The sequence below is a fragment of the Serratia sp. GW822-FHT06D09 genome (genome assembly GCF_058799515.1).
Genome location: NZ_JBXALO010000003.1, coordinates 313,254 through 331,811, shown reverse-complemented (window position 1 = coordinate 331,811; position 18,558 = coordinate 313,254). Strand labels below are relative to the sequence as shown.

Annotated in this window: 18 protein-coding genes; 7 read left to right on the top strand and 11 right to left on the bottom strand. The window is 56.7% G+C overall.

The genetic code is table 11. The annotated features are described in order from the left end of the window. Positions 1-2 precede the first annotated feature (2 nt). From AC1RKG_RS09250 to AC1RKG_RS09225, 6 genes are all read right to left on the bottom strand, one after another. Positions 3-875, bottom strand: coding sequence for a DMT family transporter (locus AC1RKG_RS09250; protein ID WP_046375019.1), 873 nt, complete (start codon positions 873-875; stop codon positions 3-5). A gap of 140 nt (positions 876-1,015) precedes the next feature. Next, the gene (locus AC1RKG_RS09245) at positions 1,016-2,416 is read right to left on the bottom strand and encodes an amino acid permease (protein WP_048760395.1); all 1,401 of its coding nucleotides are present in this window, start codon (positions 2,414-2,416) and stop codon (positions 1,016-1,018) included. 17 nt (positions 2,417-2,433) lie between these two features. Beyond that, positions 2,434-3,621 (bottom strand): amino acid aminotransferase, encoded by a 1,188-nt coding sequence (locus AC1RKG_RS09240; RefSeq protein ID WP_187961618.1) that lies wholly within the window; start codon positions 3,619-3,621, stop codon positions 2,434-2,436. Between the two features lie 59 nt (positions 3,622-3,680). Next, positions 3,681-4,052, bottom strand: coding sequence for a RidA family protein (locus AC1RKG_RS09235; protein ID WP_020827612.1), 372 nt, complete (start codon positions 4,050-4,052; stop codon positions 3,681-3,683). 3 nt (positions 4,053-4,055) lie between these two features. Then, positions 4,056-4,850 (bottom strand): alpha/beta hydrolase, encoded by a 795-nt coding sequence (locus AC1RKG_RS09230; RefSeq protein WP_493182827.1) that lies wholly within the window; start codon positions 4,848-4,850, stop codon positions 4,056-4,058. Positions 4,851-5,011: 161 nt separating this feature from the next. After that, positions 5,012-5,911 (bottom strand): LysR family transcriptional regulator, encoded by a 900-nt coding sequence (locus tag AC1RKG_RS09225; protein ID WP_046373196.1) that lies wholly within the window; start codon positions 5,909-5,911, stop codon positions 5,012-5,014. A gap of 98 nt (positions 5,912-6,009) precedes the next feature. Here AC1RKG_RS09225 and AC1RKG_RS09220 point away from each other — a divergent pair, with 98 nt between their 5' ends. Beyond that, entirely contained in the window at positions 6,010-6,627 is a 618-nt protein-coding gene (locus tag AC1RKG_RS09220) for a glutathione S-transferase (RefSeq protein WP_046373195.1), read from the top strand. 5 nt (positions 6,628-6,632) lie between these two features. Further along, positions 6,633-7,553: a PNPOx family protein gene (locus AC1RKG_RS09215; RefSeq protein ID WP_115058546.1), complete on the top strand. Its 921-nt coding sequence runs from the start codon at positions 6,633-6,635 to the stop codon at positions 7,551-7,553. A gap of 30 nt (positions 7,554-7,583) precedes the next feature. Here the strand turns inward: AC1RKG_RS09215 and AC1RKG_RS09210 are convergent, their stop codons facing one another. After that, positions 7,584-7,799 (bottom strand): glycogen synthase, encoded by a 216-nt coding sequence (locus AC1RKG_RS09210; protein ID WP_020827617.1) that lies wholly within the window; start codon positions 7,797-7,799, stop codon positions 7,584-7,586. Between the two features lie 228 nt (positions 7,800-8,027). On the opposite strand from AC1RKG_RS09210, the gene gabD reads away from it, so the two are divergent. After that, a complete protein-coding gene (gene gabD, locus AC1RKG_RS09205) occupies positions 8,028-9,503 on the top strand; it encodes an NADP-dependent succinate-semialdehyde dehydrogenase (protein ID WP_493182824.1) in 1,476 nt (491 codons plus the stop codon). An 82-nt stretch (positions 9,504-9,585) separates the two neighbouring features. Further along, the gene (locus tag AC1RKG_RS09200; RefSeq protein WP_201896250.1) at positions 9,586-9,954 is read left to right on the top strand and encodes a glyoxalase superfamily protein; all 369 of its coding nucleotides are present in this window, start codon (positions 9,586-9,588) and stop codon (positions 9,952-9,954) included. Positions 9,955-9,966: 12 nt separating this feature from the next. Here AC1RKG_RS09200 and AC1RKG_RS09195 read toward each other — a convergent pair whose 3' ends face one another. Continuing rightward, entirely contained in the window at positions 9,967-10,377 is a 411-nt protein-coding gene (locus tag AC1RKG_RS09195) for a (R)-mandelonitrile lyase (protein WP_046375018.1), read from the bottom strand. A 120-nt stretch (positions 10,378-10,497) separates the two neighbouring features. Then, positions 10,498-11,487, bottom strand: coding sequence for an aldo/keto reductase (locus AC1RKG_RS09190; RefSeq protein WP_493182822.1), 990 nt, complete (start codon positions 11,485-11,487; stop codon positions 10,498-10,500). A gap of 459 nt (positions 11,488-11,946) precedes the next feature. Between AC1RKG_RS09190 and AC1RKG_RS09185 the strand changes: the two genes are divergently transcribed. Next, the gene (locus AC1RKG_RS09185) at positions 11,947-14,322 is read left to right on the top strand and encodes a glucose/quinate/shikimate family membrane-bound PQQ-dependent dehydrogenase (protein WP_046373191.1); all 2,376 of its coding nucleotides are present in this window, start codon (positions 11,947-11,949) and stop codon (positions 14,320-14,322) included. Positions 14,323-14,644: 322 nt separating this feature from the next. After that, positions 14,645-14,839, top strand: coding sequence for a hypothetical protein (locus tag AC1RKG_RS09180; protein WP_044552266.1), 195 nt, complete (start codon positions 14,645-14,647; stop codon positions 14,837-14,839). A gap of 12 nt (positions 14,840-14,851) precedes the next feature. Here the strand turns inward: AC1RKG_RS09180 and AC1RKG_RS09175 are convergent, their stop codons facing one another. Both AC1RKG_RS09175 and AC1RKG_RS09170 read right to left on the bottom strand, forming a co-directional pair. Continuing rightward, positions 14,852-16,108 carry an MFS transporter gene (locus AC1RKG_RS09175; protein WP_493182820.1) on the bottom strand — a complete coding sequence of 419 codons (1,257 nt, stop codon included), beginning with the start codon at positions 16,106-16,108 and terminating at the stop codon, positions 14,852-14,854. An 81-nt stretch (positions 16,109-16,189) separates the two neighbouring features. Further along, positions 16,190-17,497, bottom strand: a complete 1,308-nt coding sequence (locus AC1RKG_RS09170) for an alpha-glucosidase/alpha-galactosidase (RefSeq protein WP_149572711.1) — start codon at positions 17,495-17,497, stop codon at positions 16,190-16,192. A gap of 200 nt (positions 17,498-17,697) precedes the next feature. On the opposite strand from AC1RKG_RS09170, the gene AC1RKG_RS09165 reads away from it, so the two are divergent. After that, on the top strand, positions 17,698-18,555 hold the full coding sequence (locus AC1RKG_RS09165) for an AraC family transcriptional regulator (RefSeq protein WP_493182818.1): 858 nt from the start codon (positions 17,698-17,700) through the stop codon (positions 18,553-18,555). The last annotated feature ends 3 nt before the right edge of the window (positions 18,556-18,558 follow it).

The following is an 18,558-nucleotide window of genomic DNA, read 5'->3' as shown; positions in this document are numbered from 1 at the left end:
ACTTACCGCGAAAAACGCTTGGCGCCGTATACGCAAACCAATACGCCGACCATTACCGCAATCATTGAAGGTTGAATGCTTTCATGCAGCACCAGCCCGGCCAGCGCCAGACCAAAAAACGGCTGCAGCAATTGCAGCTGTCCCACGGCGGCGATGCCCCCCTGCGCCAAACCGCGATACCAAAAGATAAAGCCAATCCACATGCTGAACAGCGAAATGTAGCCCAGAGAACACCAGGCGCCGACGCTGACCTGTGGCCAGGCTGGCGGGGCCGTCACCACGGCCGCCGCTGCCGTCAACGGCAAAGCCACCACCAGCGCCCAGGAGATCACCTGCCAGCCGCCAAGCTTGCGCGTCAGCACGGCGCCTTCCGCATAGCCCAGGCCACAAAGCAGCACCGCGGCCACCATCAGCAGATCGCCAAGCCAGGAGCCAGTCGCCCCCTGGCTTAACGCAAAAGCGCCAACCAGCAGGCTCCCCAACACCGAAAACAGCCAGAAAGCGGCTTTGGGCCGCTCACCGCCCCGCAGTACACCGAAGCAGGCGGTAGCCAGCGGCAACAGCCCGATATACACCAGCGCATGCGCCGAGGTGGTGTGCTGCAAGGCTAGCGCCGTGAGCAAAGGAAAACCGATCACCACCCCGAGCGCGGTGAGTGCCAACGGCGCCAGGTCGCGGCGCTGCGGCCAACGCTGGCGCATCAGCGTCAATGCACTCAGAGCCAGCAAGGCCGCTAGCACCGCGCGCATCGCGGTGAGAAACATGGGATCAAACTCTTGCACCGCCACGCGAGTGGCAGGCAAAGAACCGCTGAAAATCAACATGCCCAGAAAGCCGTTGATCCATCCCTGCGCCGAATGCCTGGCCACCGGCATACTGTTGCTACAGCCAATAAGGCGCCGTTTTTCTGTCCCACTGCTCATTGCAAACCACTCCATAACCCCAGAAAAGGCTTATTCTCCGGATAAAGTGGTTTATCACCAGAGCCACATATTCACATTTTCAGTGAACCGGTTTACTCCACGCTCGGTGTTTCCATTACCGCGGGTACGGGCTGATGACGGCTGTAGAAGAAGTAGATAGCCACCAACAGCAGGGTAAACGGAATGCCAAACCACAGCGTCATCCTGAAAAATTCGGTGAACGCCGTCGAGATCAGCAACGCGGCCATCAAACCGGCACCGGCCAGCGTGGTGTAAGGAAAGCCCCACATGCGAAATTTAAGGTGGGTTTGCCGGTGCTGACGGCGGAAAAACAGGTGCGTGACAAAAATCATCAGCCAGGTAAAGCAGGCACCGTACACCGAAATAGACATCATGGCGGCAAAGGATTTTTGCGGGTAGACCAGACTCAACACGATCGACACCACGATGCCGATGCAGGACATCGCCAGCGCGCTTACCGGGATGCCACGTTTACTGACCCGGCCCAGCGCAGCCGGAGCTTGCCCAGCGCGTGACAGCGAGAACATCATGCGGGTGGTGATATACAGTTGACTGTTCATCGCCGACAGCGCGGCCACCAGAACGATAAAGTTGAAGATACCGGCGGCGGCAGGCAGGTGGATGACGTTCATCGCCACCAGGAACGGGCTTTCGCCGGTACCGGACTGCCGCCAGGGAACGATCGCCAGCATCAGCGCAATCGACAGCATGTAGAAAATGAACAGTCGTAAAATGGTGCCCTTGAACGCGGTTTTTACCGCAATTACCGGGTTCTTGGCCTCACCGGCGGCGACGGCGATCATCTCAATGCTCAGGTAGCTGAAAATCGACACGATCACCGCAAACCACATGCCTTTCACGCCAAACGGGAAGAAGCCACCGTTGGCAGTAAAGTTTTGCAGACCAAAGGCCGGGTTGGCAGAAAACATCAGAATACCGATGCCGATGGCGATAAAGGCGGCAATGGCCACCACCTTGATGGTCGACAGCGCATATTCCACCTGACCGAACGATTTAACGCCAATCACGTTAATCAGGATCACCGCCGCAGAGAACAACAGCACCCAGGGCCAAATTGGCGTGGTCGGGAACCAGAACTGCATATACATGCCGATGGCTGTCACCTCGGTCCCCACCGCCAATACCACGCAGGACCAGTAAGAATAACGCACCAGAAAACCAAACAGCGGGCTGATGTAAAATTCGGCATAGTCGCCAAACGAGCCCGGCGTCGGGTGTTCTGAGGTCATTTCCGCCAGGCATCCCATCAGTAATAACGCCACGATGCCGCCGATAAAATAGCTCAGCAATACGCTGGGCCCGGCCATCTGAATGGCATAGGCGCTGCCGAGAAACAGCCCGGTACCGATAGCGCCGCCGATCGCCAGCATCGACATCTGCCCGGCGGTGAGCTGTTTCTGCAACCCGCCTTGCCGCCGGGCGATTTCGTCAAAACCTTTTATCTGTCTCATAGCAGTCTCCTACCTTTTCATGCAGTGCGGGTGACGTCCAGAATGGCGGCAGTAACGTAGTCGACATTGTTTTGGTTCAGGCCCGGCAGGCACATGCGGCCAGGCGCCACCAGATAGATGGCGTAATGTTGCCGCAGTCGTTCAAGCTGCTGTGGGTTCAGGCCGGTGTAGCTGAACATCCCTTTTTGGTCACGGATGCGACGGTAGTCCAGTTGCGATCCCCCCTGCTCCAAGCCGGCGGAAAGAATTTGGCGCATCTGTTGAATGCGTTGACGCATGCCTGCCAGTTCGCTCTCCCACTGTTGACGCAAATCGGGGTCCGTCAGCAGGGTTTCCACAATCTGGCTGCCATGGGTCGGCGGGCAGGAGTAACTGCGGCGGATCAGCGTTTTTAATGCGCCTTTGACGTTCTCCGCACTCTCTGGGCCAGCGCAACGAACCGAAAGCCCACCCAGCCGTTGACCATAGAGGGCGACATTTTTCGAAAATGAGTTGGCGACCATAAATTCCAGATCCGTTTTCAGCGCCTCACGCAGGGCAAAGCAGTCTTCATCCAACCCCTCGCCAAACCCTTGGTAGGCGATATCGAACAACGGCAGCAGGCGGCGGCGCTGCAGCACTTCGAGGGTAGCACGCCACTGTGCCTGGCTGAGATCGGTGCCGGTCGGGTTATGGCAGCAGGGGTGCAGCAGCACCACGCTGCCTTCCGGCAGACTGCCTAACGTATCCAGCATCGCGTCAAAGCGCAGCCCGCCGTTGGCCTCATCGAAGTACGGATAGGTGTGCACCTTCAGCCCGGCCCCCTCAAAGATGGCCCAGTGATTGGCCCAGGTGGGATCAGAGACCCAGATGTCACGGCGCGACAGAAAGTGATGAATAAAATCCGCCGCCAGCTTCAGCGCACCGGAGCCACCGACGGTTTGTACCGTAGCTATCGACGCTGTTGGCGCCTCGCCAAACAACAATGCCTGCACCTGTTGGGCAAATAGCGCTGAACCTTCGATTGGCGGATAGCCGTGCGGGCTGCGCCGCTCAAGCAGGCGCTGCTCCGCCGCCTCTACCGCCTGCATCAGCGGGATCCTGCCCTGCCGATCGTAATAAAGGCCAATGCCCAGATTCACTTTCTGGCTATTGCCATCCTGTAAATAAGCTTCCATCAACGACATAATAGGATCGGCCGGCGAACGGCCAATGTGATTAAACATAGCGATTCCTTTATTCATTATTGAATGAATGAGCAGGTGGGAATTAAGTAATAGATAAATCAGACGGTGGCGCTAACGGTTATTTCTATTTTCATGCCGGGCACCACCAGTTTATCGACTATCACCGTTGAACGATTGGGATAAGGGAAGTTAAAGTATTTTTTGTAAATTTCATCGAGTAATTTAACGTCATTGACATCGGTCAGATAAATAATGACCTGTAATACCTTATCGCTGTGGCTATTTGCCGCTTTCAGGGTTTGAGCCAAATTATCGAATGTCAGGGCGATCTGCTTTTCCGGCGCGCCGGTTTCAATACTGCCGTCGGCTCTGACCGGGCCATGGGCGGTGAACAACATGCCGCCGCCCTGAGTGGCCCAGGAGAAAGGTTGACCGATTTCCGGCAGGCCGGTGTCAATGATGGTGCGCATGGTTTATTTCCCCGTAGTGGTTAGCAGGTGAGTCAGGGCGCCATCCCAGGCGAACAAGGCATCCAGCACGTTATAATGGTTGGCGCCGGTGACGGCGACCAGGCTGACAGGCTGGCCTTTTTCCTTCAGCGCAGCGTAATAGTGCCTTGACTGACCAATCAATTCCGGCAGCTCATTGGCACCGTAAAACAGCGTCATCGGCTTGATACGCTGCGGAATATGTCGCACCGGACTCAGTTGGGTAATTTGTTGATTGGTCAACTGCAGTCGTCGGTTAACGTAGGTGTTTAATAGCGGCTCCAGTTCGAAAATGCCGCTGATCGGTAAGGTCGCGTCGACCACCGGGTGATGCTGCCAGACGCTGGCCAGATGCCCGCCGGCAGAGTGGCCGCACAGATACACTGGCGCCGGCTGACAGACGGAAAGCCGTTGTTGAATGGCGTCCAGCGCCGCACCGGTTTGCCGGCAAATATCGTCAAGCCGAGCCTCGGGCGCCAACGTATATTCCACCAGCACGACGTCAAAACCTAACGACAACGGCACCTGCGCAATAAAAGCAAAATCATCCTTACGACAAAACTGCCAATAGCCACCATGAATAAATATTAAGGTCCCTTTACCCGGTTTGTCGGAATATAACCAGTCAAAAACTTCTCGCGGTGAATTTCCATAGGCAATATTGCACTCAGTGCGAGTTTTTTGATAAACCGCCTGACTGCGGATTTGAAATGAGTTGAGGATCTCATCTTCATTATCCACCGTGCTACCGTTGTCGTAACTTCCCGCAACAAGTTTCATATATTAAACTTCGTTTATTATTTAAGATATGCGTTAACTATTAGCAGTCGTCAAAATATTGTCAAGAGAGGCGTTACAGCAATGCGCGCCCGGTAATATAAATCTTTTTTCGCGCCAAATAAGTTTAACCAGTGAAACTTATTTGGCGCCAATACCTATTTTTATCGCGCCTGAATTTGCGCTAATTGGCTTAATTCCTGCCAGGCATAATCCCAGAAGGTGCGTACCTTGAGCGGCATGCGCTGCATGTTTTGCGCCACCAACTGCACCGGCATCGGCAAAGGTTCAAACGCCGGTAACAGGCGTACCAACGTCCCCGCGGCCAAATCGTCTGCCACCTGATACGACAATAGCCGGGCGATGCCCTTGCCCGCTCGCACCGCCAGTAACTGCGTTTCGACGTCATTGAGCAACAAACGTGGCGTTAGCCTCACCCGCTCGCCATTCTCCTGCGGGCCAAAGCGCCATTCGCGCAGCGATGCCCGCTGGGTACCCACGATGGTGTCATGCTCCGCCAGTTGCGCCGGCTCCTGCGGTTCGCCGCGCCGCGCCAGATAGTCCGGGCTGGCGACGGTCACCCGGGACACCTGCCCCAACCGACGCGCCACCCGCGAAGAATCCTGCAAATGACCAATGCGCACCGCGACGTCCAGCCCCTCGTCAATCAAGTCCAGGTTGCGATCGTTGAGGACCATTTCAATCTGCATCTGCGGATACCGGTCAAGAAACGCCATCACCACCGGTGCCACATGCTTACGCCCGAACTGCACCGGCGAGGTAATACGCAATAATCCGGTGAGCTGAGTGTCCGCCGTGTCCAGCACCGCGGCCTGATAGTCAGTAAGCAGCAAGTGCGCACGCTCCGCCAACCGCAACCCTGCCTCTGTCGGCGCTAACCTTCGGGTGGTGCGTTCGACCAAGCGGGCACCAAAGCGCTGTTCCAGCGAAGCGATAGCCCGGGTGACGGCAGGTGCGGAGCGTCGCAGCTTGCGCCCCGCCGCCGCCAGACTGCCGTGTTGGACTACCGCCACAAAAATAGCCAATTCGTCCAGGCGATCCATAGACTGTTCCAAAAAGTGAAATTATCAATTTCTACATTGCCGGATCCCGCTCGCTGACTGCAAGAGTATGCTGGTAAAAATTCTTCAGGAGTCTGACCATGCACAAGCTCAAACTGTACGGCACCCCGCTTTCCGGCCACGTCCACCGCGTGGCATTACTGCTAAGCATGCTGGAGCTGCCCTACGAATTTATTGAATCCCCGGCCGAGGTTCGCCAAAGCGAAGCGTTTCGCCGCCTTAATCCTCTCGGCCAGATCCCGGTACTGGTGGACGGCGATTTAACGCTGGCCGACAGCAATGCCATTCTGGTTTATCTGGCGAAAAACTACGCGCCGGGCAGCCACTGGCTGCCGGAGACGCCACTGGCGGCGGCGCAGGTGCAGGCGTGGTTGTCCAAAGCGGCTGGAGAAGTACGCTACGGTCCGGCGTCCTGCCGCCTGATCGCCCAATTTTCCGCACCGGAGGACGACAGGGTTGCGTTGGCGATTAGCGCACGTTTCTTGCCGCAGATGGAGCAGCATCTGAGCGACCGTGATTACCTGGCGACAGAGCAGCCCACCATCGCCGATCTGGCCTGCTACAGCTATGTGGCGGTGGCACCGGAGGGCGGTATCTCCCTGGCGCCCTATCCGGCCATCCGGCGCTGGGTGGCGCGCATCGCCGCACTGCCCGGTTTCTTTGCGATGCCCGCATTGCCGCACCCTGCGCAAAGGTAAATCCTATGACCCAGCCGATGTTTCACCCTGACGAACTGCGCGCCCAGGCATTGGCCGGTTTTGACCGCGTCGGCGGCAACATTTACACCAGCATGCCCGAGCAGCACCGCGAATTTTTCGCCGCGCTGCCTTACCTGTTCGTCGCCACCCTGGACGAGCAGGGCTGGCCGGTGGCCACGCTGTTCAACGGCCCCCCTGGATTTTTACGCACGCCGGACAGCAACCACCTGCGCATCAGCGCCCCGCGTCGCCAGGACGACCCGGCGCAGGCAGCCTTGCAAACCGGGAGTCTGGTGGGAGCGTTAGGGCTGGACTTCAGCAACCGCCGACGCAACCGAGCCAACGGTCACATTACGCGCACCGATAAAAACCGCCTGGAAATTGCCGTCAGTCAGAGCTTCGGCAATTGTCCGCAGTATATCCAGCAACGCGAGCTGTATCCGGTAGCCACCCATCCCGCGCCGATTGAGCATCTCGCGACGCTGGACGCGGCGGCACAGGCATTGATTCGCCAGGCGGATACCTGCTTCGTCGCCAGCTGCGCCCACAGCTCACTGGAACAAGGTGGCGTGGATATCTCACACCGGGGTGGCAAACCGGGATTTATCCATCTTCAGGATCACAGCCTGTGGATACCGGATTTTCGCGGCAACCGCTATATGAACACGCTGGGGAACCTGCTGGCGGAACCCAGGGCTGCGCTGCTGTTTATCGATTTTGAGCGCGGTGATGTTCTGCACTTGCAGGGAGAAACGCAGATCCTCTGGCAGGCGCAAATCGGCCAGGGAGTCACGGGGGCGGAACGTTACTGGCGCTTCGATATCCGCAGCGCGTGGCGTTTTTCACAGGCCCTGCCGTGGCGCGGGCGCAATCTGACGTATTCGCCGGCCACGTTGAGCACCGGCGTGTGGTCACAGCCGGCATAAAAAACCCCGCAGAGGCGGGGTTAGCTAAATTTATACGCTGTGTTCCGCCGTCGCGGCGGCCTGATAAAGCTGGCGGAAATAACTCAGGCGTTCAAAGAACAAGCGGCTTTGCGCTTCGGACATGTTGCCCGCCACCTTGCCGGCGTCGATCTCACGCCCCTGCCACTCCATCAGCGCAATGCTGGAAGCCAAAAAATCCATGTTGCTGCTGTAGGCCGCAAGGTGCCGACTCACTGAAGTCATCATGCTGCACGCTCCTTTCAGGGTCTTAGGGTCATTTCGAAAAGGGTCATATGCCTGCTGATTTCAGTATCGGCCTGAGCGCGGGCATTTTTTGTACAGAAGGTGCGAATGGCGATAAATTGATCGGTTGCCAAGGATCGGGCAAATGAAGGCGGAAAAATTTGCTAGGGTAAAGGGTAGCCGTTTGGGGTAGGTCAACCCGTGTTGAATTCTGAAAAAGGAAGATAACCGATGAGCACTAACTTCTCCGCCCGCCTGAAAGATCCCACGCTGTTCCGCGAAGCCAACTACATCGATGGACAGTGGTTGGCGGCCAAAGGCGACCAAACTATCAAGATCCACAACCCCGCCACCGGCGAGCTGGTCGGTCAGGTACCGGCTTTGGGTGCCAAAGAAACCGCGCAGGCGATCGCCGCCGCCAAAAAAGCCCAGCCTGGTTGGCGGGCGCTGACGGCCAAAGAGCGTGCCGGCAAGCTGCGCAAACTGTTCGAACTGATGATGGAAAACCAGGAGGATCTGGCCATCATCATGACCGCCGAGCAAGGCAAGCCGTTGGCAGAAAGCCGGGGTGAAATTGCCTACGCCGCCTCCTTCATCGAGTGGTTCGCCGAAGAAGGCAAGCGGGTTTACGGCGACACCATCCCGCAGAATCTGTCCGGTCGCCGCATTATCGTGCAGAAAGAGCCGATTGGCGTTTTCGCCGCCATTACGCCGTGGAATTTTCCGGCGGCAATGATCACCCGCAAGGCCGGTCCCGGCTGGGCGGCAGGCTGTACCGGGGTGATCCGTCCCGCCAGTCAGACCCCCTTCTCGGCGTTGGCGCTCGCCGTGCTGGCCGAACGTGCAGGTTTACCGGCCGGCGTGTGCAATGTGATCACCGGCCCAAGCCAGGCTATCGGTGGCGAACTGACCGCCAACCCGGACGTGCGCAAACTCTCCTTTACCGGCAGCACCGAAGTGGGTGCGCAACTGCTGGCGCAGTGTGCCCCGACCATCAAAAAAACCAGTATGGAACTGGGCGGCAATGCGCCGTTTATCGTGTTTGACGATGCCGATCTGGACGCCGCCGTCGCCGGTGCCGTCGCGTCCAAATATCGCAACGCCGGCCAGACCTGCGTTTGCACCAACCGCTTCCTGGTACAGGACGGTATTTACGACGCCTTTGCCGAAAAGCTGAAGGTGGCAGTGGCCAAGCTGAAAGTCGGTAATGGCATGGATGATGGTGTCACCATCGGCCCGTTGATTAATTCTGCCGCCGTGGAAAAAGTCAGCGAGCATATCACCGACGCGGTGCAGCACGGCGCCTCGATACTGCTGGGCGGCAAGCCCCATGAGCTGGGCAATAACTTCTTTACGCCGACCATTCTGACCAACGTGCCGCGGCAGGCCAAAATCTTCCATGAAGAGACCTTTGGCCCGGTAGCGCCGCTGATCCGCTTCGACAGCGAAGCCGAAGCCATTGAGTTGGCCAACGATACCCCTTTCGGTCTGGCTTCTTATTTCTACAGTCGCGACATTGGCCGGGTAATGCGGGTTGCCGAAGCGCTGGAATACGGCATCGTAGGCATCAATGAAGGGCTGATTTCCACCGAAGTGGCCCCTTTCGGCGGGGTTAAAAACTCCGGACTGGGGCGTGAAGGATCGAAGTACGGTATCGAAGATTATCTCGAGATAAAGTACCTGTGCCTGGGCGGATTAGGGATCTAGCCACCCGACGCTTTTATGCGGCCCGCTCACGCGGGCCGGTCAAGCCCGATTACCTTTAGCAGCCGCTTAAACGAGGTCAACAATGGAGTTATCCCCTGCCGTTCCCATTCTTCGCATCTTTTCGGTTGAAAAGGCCCGGGAGTTTTATCTGGATTTTCTCGGTTTCACGTTGGATTGGGAGCACCGTTTCAGTGAAGATCTGCCGCTGTACATGCAGATCACGCGTTCCGGTCTGAGGTTGCATCTCAGTGAGCACTATGGTGACAGCACGCCGGGTTCCGCAGTGTTTATTCCCACCGAGGATATCGACGCGCTGCACCAGGAGCTATCAGCCAGGCAGTACCGCTATGCCCGGCCAGGCGTTGAAACCCTCGACTGGGGGAAAGAGCTTAACCTCACCGACCCCTTTGGCAACCGGCTGCGTTTTTGCCAGCAAATCGGCGACGACTGACCCTTTTGGCGGCTAGCCGTTCAGGGCAGGCTTGTGGTACTGCGCGTCGCTGACCTTCTCCATCCAGTCTACCGGGCTGCCGTTTAACGATTCGGCGATGGCGATGTGGGTCATGGCGGTGTCCGGCGTCGCACCGTGCCAGTGTTTGACGTCTTCCGGGATCCACACAATATCGCCCTGGTTCATTTCCTGGATCTCTTCACCCCACAGCTGGATCCAACCGCGCCCCTGAGTCACGATCAGCGTCTGGCCGAGCGGATGGGTGTGCCAGGCGGTACGGGCTCCGGGCTCAAAGGTCACGGTGGCGCCGCCCACGCGGGCCGGTTCGCTACCGGCAAAAGGCGCATCGATGCGAACTTTGCCGGTAAAGTACTCTTCTGGCCCCGGACGAGAAGGTTGGGAACCGCTGCGTTGAATTTTCACTTGTTTCTCCAGTTCGGCAAAGGCTGCCGACGTTAACATTGACAGGATAATTGTAGAGCGTGCGCGCCTTTTCGCCGGTCGGTGACGGCGGTTCAAAAGCTACCGCGGGCAACGGCCGCATCAACGTCCGACGTTTTGTTGCAAATGCGCCGGATAGCGATCGCCCTGAACCTCAATAACCGCGAGTGCCGCTTCAATGCTGCGCAGTTCTTCCGACGACAATGACAGCGACGCGGCCCCGAGGTTTTCCTGCAGGCGATGCTGTTTGGTGGTCCCCGGGATCGGCACAATCCAGGGTTGCTGTGCCAGCAGCCAGGCCAGCGCTATCTGTGCCGCGGTCACCCCTTTTTGCTGAGCTATCTGCGCCAGCACGTCCACCAGCCCCTGGTTGGCCCTGCGCGCCTGCTCGCTGAAACGCGGCACCACATTGCGGAAGTCGCTGCTGTCGAAGGTGGTATTTTCGTTGATCGCCCCGGTGAGAAAACCTTTCCCCAACGGGCTGAAAGGAACAAACCCAATGCCTAACTCTTGCAGCGTCGGCAAGATTTCCTGCTCGGGCTCCCGCCACCACAGCGAATATTCACTTTGCAACGCCGTCACCGGCTGCACCGCATGGGCACGGCGCAGCGTCTGTGCCCCCGCCTCGGACAGGCCAAAGTGCTTCACCTTCCCTTCCTGGATCAGCGCCTTCACCGTACCGGCGACGTCTTCAATCGGCACATTGGGATCCACCCGGTGCTGATAAAGCAGATCGATCGTTTCGACGTTAAGACGCTTTAACGACCCTTCCACCGCCTGGCGGATATGTTCCGGCCGGCTGTTGAGCACCTGTTTGCCATCCGGCTGCGGCAGTTCGAAACCAAACTTGGTGGCTATTACCACCCGATCACGTACCGGCGCCAGCGCCTCGCCCACCAGTGACTCATTGGTGAAGGGGCCATAAACTTCTGCGGTATCGAAAAAGGTCACGCCCTGATCCACAGCGGCTCGGATCAAGCCAATCGCCTGCTGTTTGTCGGTGGCTGGGCCATAGCCAAAGCTAAGCCCCATGCAGCCCAGTCCCAACGCTGATACCTCCAGCCCACTGTTACCCAGCTTACGTTTTTGCATTTTTCCTCCGATGTGTACGAATGGGTCACCGCTTGTGCGGGGCGACCAGGTGCGATCACTGTAAGAGGCAACCGGGCAAATAACTACGCGCTGAATATGCATGAGCTTATGAGCTCAATTCATAAACCCGCAAGGCGCTAAAAAAAAAGCACAAGGTATTCAATAAAAGCAGAATAATTAGAGTAACCTAGCCGCGCTTTGGGCGGCGCCGTCACATCCGTGCAACATCATCGAAACGGCTACGCCTGATTCAGCCCTTTTGGGCTTTATCTCTGACGAGAGCGTTTATTCAACGTCCAAAACTGTCCGCCTTATTTTTGATTGCCGCTGCCTTTTAGCCTTGGCAACAGGGGGATATGCCAGACACCGGGGATGGATTTTTGGGGAGAAACCGCGTGTTTTTTTGGATATGGCTTAATCTCTAAATCGGGGACTTTTCATTTTGGTAAGGATAATACTATGCAAAATAAAGCGTCATCATCGCCGCTCATCATCATCACGGCACTGTTCGCCGCGTTGAGTGGGCTCTATCTGCTGGGAGGCGGCATCTGGCTGGCCAAGCTCGGCGGTTCGCTGTACTACATCATCGCCGGCCTGGTACTGCTAATCACCGCCTGGTTACTGGTCCGCCGTCGTGCAACCGCTCTGTTGCTGTACGCGATCTTTTTACTCGGCACCACAATTTGGGCGCTGTGGGAAGTGGGGCCTGACTTCTGGGCACTGACGCCACGTCTGGACGTCACCTTCTTCTTCGGCCTGTGGCTGGTACTGCCTTTTATCTATCGCAAGCTGCACGCCAGGGGCAAACTGGCTTACAGCGCGTTGAGCCTGGCGCTGGTCGTCACCGTGGTGGCGCTGGCCTATGCGGTGTTTAATGATCCACAAGAGATCAACGGCACCCTCGAACCTGCGCAGGTAAAAGTCGAACCTCAGGCGTCAGACGCCGACTGGCCGGCCTATGGCCGCACCCAGGAAGGCACGCGTTACTCTCCACTGAGCCAAATCAATGATAAGAACGTCGGCAAACTCAAGGAAGCCTGGACTTTCCAGACCGGCGACCTGAAAACCGCCAACGATCCGGGGGAAATCACCAACGAAGTGACCCCGATTAAAATCCGCGACACGCTCTATCTGTGCACCCCGCACCAGAAGCTGTTCGCACTGGACGCCGCCACCGGCAAGCAAAAGTGGCAGTTCGATCCTCAGTTGAAATTTAACCCAACCTTCCAACACATCACCTGCCGTGGCGTTTCGTATCATGAAATGCCTGCCGCCACAGGTGCAGCCGCAGATGCCTCCCCGGCGCTGTGCGCACGACGCATTATCCTGCCGGTGAATGACGGTCGTTTGTTCGCTCTGGATGCCGATAGCGGCAAGCCTTGCGCCGACTTCGCCAATAACGGCGAGCTCAACCTGCAAAGCAATATGCCGTATGCGACGCCAGGCCATTATGAGCCAACGTCGCCGCCGGTGATCACCGACAAGGTGATTGTGATAGCCGGTGCAGTGACCGACAACTACTCCAACCGCGAGCCTTCGGGCGTGATCCGCGGTTTTGACGTCAACAGCGGCAAGCTGCTGTGGGCCTTCGATCCGGGCGCGAAAGATCCGAACGCCATTCCGGCGGACGAGCACCACTTCACCCCGAACTCCCCTAACTCCTGGGCCCCTTCAGCCTACGATGCCAAGCTGGATATCGTTTACCTGCCGATGGGCGTCACCACGCCGGACATCTGGGGTGGCGATCGCACGCCGGAAATGGAGCGTTATGCCAGCGGCCTGCTGGCGCTGAACGCCACCACCGGCAAACTGGTCTGGTTCTATCAGACGGTGCACCATGACCTGTGGGATATGGACGTACCGGCACAACCGACGCTGGCGGACATTACCGATAAAAACGGTAACAAGGTGCCGGTGATTTATGTGCCGACCAAAACCGGTAACATTTTCGTTCTGAACCGCACCAATGGCGAGTTGGTGGTTCCGGCGCCGGAAAAACCGGTTCCTCAGGGGCCAGCCAAGGGCGACCGTCTGTCACCGACCCAGCCTTTCTCTGAACTGACTTTCCGTCCAGAGAAAAAGCTGACCGGCGCGGACATGTGGGGTGCCACCATTTATGACCAACTGGTTTGCCGGGTGATGTTCCACAGCCTGCGTTACGAAGGCACCTTCACGCCGCCTTCCGAGCAGGGCACGCTGGTGTTCCCGGGTAACCTGGGCATGTTCGAATGGGGTGGTCTGTCTGTAGATACCGACCGTCAGGTGGCTATCGCCAACCCTATCGCCTTGCCGTTTGTTTCCAAACTGATCCCACGCGGTCCGGGCAACCCGATCGAGCCTGACGAAAATGACAAAGGCGGATCCGGCACCGAGTCCGGCGTTCAACCGCAGTATGGCGTGCCGTTCGGCGTAACGCTGAATCCGTTCCTGTCGCCGTTTGGCCTGCCGTGCAAACAGCCGGCCTGGGGTTATATTTCCGCCGTGGACTTGAAAACCAACGACATCGTGTGGAAAAAACGTATCGGTACCGTACGCGACAGTTCTCCGCTGCCGTTACCGTTCAAAATGGGCATGCCGATGTTGGGCGGGCCGGTGTCCACCGCCGGTAACGTCTTCTTCATTGGCGCAACCGCGGACAACTATCTGCGCGCCTTCAGCGTGACCAACGGTGAAAAACTGTGGGAAGCGCGGCTGCCGGCCGGTGGCCAGGCAACGCCAATGACCTATGAGGTCAACGGCAAGCAGTACGTGGTGATTTCCGCCGGCGGTCATGGTTCGTTCGGCACCAAGCTGGGTGACTATATTGTCGCTTACGCCTTGCCAGACGAGAAATAATCGCAGAGGATAGTCTTGTGACAGAGCACGCCGGATGGCGTGCTCTGTCACTTTAAAACCACAGTAAAAGCTTTCTCACCGCCCATCCTCGTCCTGCAATAAAATTTCACCCCAACCATTGATAATGATTATCATTCGCAATATTATATCTGCGTTGGCCCCGGCAGTGGCCGACAATCATCTTCATATCGCAAGCAGTAACCGGCGGCCGCCTTCGGGCGGCCCTATTTGGAGGCACATGGTCGAGCACAAACACCGGCAAGAAAGCAGCATAGCCCCCTTGCGGGCCCCCCCCTGTCTACCTCAGCACGGAGACGCCAGAATGAGCCAACAGCCGTTAACCGCCATGCTGATGTTGATTTACGTGCTGCTGATGGTTCCGGCACTGTTCGCCATCGATAGTCGTCTGAGCGCCACCCGCTGGGGCCACAGTCGCCTGATGCGCAAGACGCTGCAAACCGGGTTTATCATTGTCCTGACGCTGCTGTTTTTTAGCCTTATGACGCTGCTGTATTGAGTTGAGCCGGCACTAATTCGCCGCAACCGGCAGTGTGCCCTCCTGCTTGATTACCGCGACCTTACCGCTAAGGGCAAAGGCTGAAATCAACGTGAACAGCAACGCAATGCAGCCGAGGATCAGGTAAGAGGTTTTGAAACCGTAATTGACGTACATCAGGCCTGCCGCATAAGACATACCGATGGCCGAGAGCTGCTTGAAGAAGCAAAAGCCCCACAGGTATATCGACGCCGAAAGGTTAACGTTAAACTGGGTGGTGATGTATTTGAAAATGCCCACCAACAGGAACGGCACCTCAAACATATGCAGGGTTTTGAGAATAATGACCGCGGCGACCGAATCCGCCTGCGATGAACCAATAATCCGCACCGACATAATCACCCCAGCTATCAACAGCGCGTTCTTGCCGCCAATGCGATTAATGATCAACGGCGCAAAGAACATGATGAAAGCGTTAAGAAACTCGCCCAGCGTCGTTACATAACCAAACGCCTGCGTTCCCGCATGTCGGTCGCTGAAAAACGACGTAAAGAAGTTGGCGAACTGCTGATCAAAGACGTCATACACGCAGGCTACGCCCACGATATACATCACCAGACACCAGAATTTGCGCATTTTCAGCAGGTTCAACGCCGCCTTTAACTTGATGGGTTTGTGGTTTAACGCCAAGCCGTCCGCCACCGCCAGCGTGCTGCTCCGATCGGGTTTGAACAAATACAGCAAACCGGCCAGGATCAGCGCAAAGCTGGAGGCCAACCAAAACGCGAACTGGTTGTTGATGGTAAACATATAGCCGACGATCGAGGCGCAGATGGCCCAACCGATACAGCCGAACAACCGAGCGCGGCCATACTCGAACTGACTGCGTCGGCTCACTTTTTCGATATAAGCTTCAATGGCCGGTGAACCGCCGCTGCACACCAGCCCCAGGTAAACCCCGCACAGCAAGGCCCCCCAAACAAAATGGCTTTGCAGCAGCGGCGAAAACACATAAATAAACAGCGGCGCCAGAAACAGCAGCAGGAAGATGATCATCCACAGCAGGTGTTTCTTCAGGCCAAATTTGTCGGTGACAAAACCGAAAATCGGCTGAAACACCAGGGCAAACAGCGCCATACAGGCAAACACCAACCCGGTTTGCTGCTGGTCAAGCTGGTTGACGTCATGCAGCCAGATAGGAAAGAACGGCAGCACCGCCCCCATGATGAAAAAGTAGAAAAAACAGAAGGCCCCAAAGATCCAAAAATTCTTGTTTCTCAAATAAAACATGGCTCACCACCCTATTTTTGATGGCGCAGGAAGCCCCGCGCCTTGTGCGTTTTGAGGAGGAGATACGGTTAAATTCGGCGATCAGTGATAGGCAGGGAGCCAACTGCCGTGAGCCTCAATCAGCTCGTCGCACAGCTTACGTATATCATCAATGGAAAGCTCGGCGGAGGTATGTGGGTCCAACAGCGCCGCATGGTAAATTGCGTCGCGTTTGCCCGTCACCGCCGCTTCAATGGTCAATAGCTGGGTATTGATATTGGTGCGGTTCAGCGCCGCCAGTTGCTCCGGTAAATGGCCGACGTAACAAGGGCTGATCCCCTGCCCATCCACCAGACAGGGCACTTCTACGCAGGCCTCTGCCGGCAAGTTGGTGATGAGACCGGTGTTGAGCACGTTGCCGCCAATCTTGTACGGCCGGTCAGTCTCCATCGCTTCGATAATGTATGAGGCATATTCGTGGGTACGGGTATGCGTCAGGTTAGCGTCGTGGGTCAACGCCAGCTTGCGTTGCTGCCACTGGTCGATTTGCTCGATACAACGGCGCGGATACTCGTCGAGAGGGATATTGAAGCGCTCAATCAGTTCCGGGTAATGACGTTTAATCCAATACGGCATGTATTCGGCATTATGCTCGGAAGATTCAGTGACGTAATAACCAAAGGTTTTCATGATTTCATGGCGTACCATGTCGTCATGCTTGCCCTGCAGCGCGTTGGCGCGACGCTTGATTTCCGGGTACAGATCCTCGCCGTGACGGCGAACGTCCAGCAGCCAGGCCATGTGGTTGATGCCGGCAATGTGAAACTGTACGTCGTCGGTAGGCATATCGACGCTTTTCAGCAAGGTCTCCGCGCATACCTGAACGCTGTGACATAACCCCACCGTTTTCACCCCGGTATGGCGCAGCATGGCTCCGGTTAAGGCCGCCATTGGGTTGGTGTAGTTCAGCAACCAGGCATCCGGACAGACCGCCTCAATGTCCCGGGCAAAGTCAAACAGCACCGGAATGGTACGCAGCGCGCGGAAGATGCCGCCGATGCCCAGGGTATCGGCAATGGTCTGCTGCAGGCCGTACTTTCTGGCGATGGTGAAATCGGTAATGGTGCAAGGATCGTAGCCGCCGACCTGAATGGCATTTACCACGTAATTAGCGTTTTTCAGTGCCGCACGGCGGTTTTCTACCCCGAGATAAGGGGTGATCTTCGCCCTGCCCGCATTAATATTGCGGTTGATATTGCTCAGCATGGCGAAAGATTCATTGAGACGAGCGCTGTCAATGTCGTACAGCGCAATATCCACCTCTTTCAGGGCCGGCGTTGCCATGATGTCGCCGAGAACGTTCTTGGCGAAAATGGTGCTGCCTGCCCCCATAAAAGTCACTTTAATCATCGTATTTCTCCGCTGCTGTGGTTTTCGATAAGCTGAAACTACGCGGCAACGCATTCGCAATATAGGGATAAATGTGACCTTGTTATGGCGAAAAATGACGCAGCATGAAAACTGTGAGCCATGTCTGGATCTGAAGATCGCCCCACCGCCGTGCCACGACTACACTGCTACAGTAAGCGAAAACACAGGGGCCATGACTGATGCATAAGAGTTTTACTCTGAGCCGTACCGACAATATCGAGCTGAACCTGTACCAGTATGGCGAGGAGAACTGTGACAAGGGGCACAGCTTTGGACCGGCGGTACGCCAACACTATTTATTTCATTATGTGATAAGCGGTACCGGGGTGCTGAGCAGCGAATATGGCTCTTTTCCGGTGGTGGCCGGAGAAGGTTTTTTGATCCACCCGCACGACGTGACTACCTATCGCGCCGACTCAAAAGATCCCTGGCATTATATGTGGCTGGAAGTCGACGGGCTGGTGGCCGGCAAGATTTTTGAAGAGTGCCGCCTGAGCCGCCAGTTGCCGATTTATCGTCCCCGCCAGAACGAAGACCCCCCTCTGGCGCTGCGCTATCTGCGGCAACTCATTAGCCATGGTGATGAACATCGGTTAAAAACGCTGGGCCTGAGCTATCTGTTTTTTTCTTCGCTGATTGATAACGCTTTGCAAAGCATCGCCGAGCCGCCAAGCGACAAGGCGCAGCATCTGCGCAAGGCGGTAAAACTCATTGAAAACCGCTACCATGAACCCCTCACCATTGAGCGCCTGGCCGCCTACTGCAACATCAACCGCAGTTACCTGTGTCGGCTGTTTAAAGGCACTTACGGCATTGGGCCAAAGGAATATCTGCTGAACTTCCGCATGAGCATCGCCGCCAGCCTGCTGTGCAATAGCCAGACGTCAATCAAGGTGGTGGGAATTTCGGTGGGGTATGAAAACCAACTGCACTTCTCCAAGGCCTTTAAACAGGTCCACGGCCTCTCGCCGGCCAAATGGCGTCTGGAAAACAGTCAGGCATCATCGGTGCCGGGCGAATTAACAGCGAACGCCTGATCC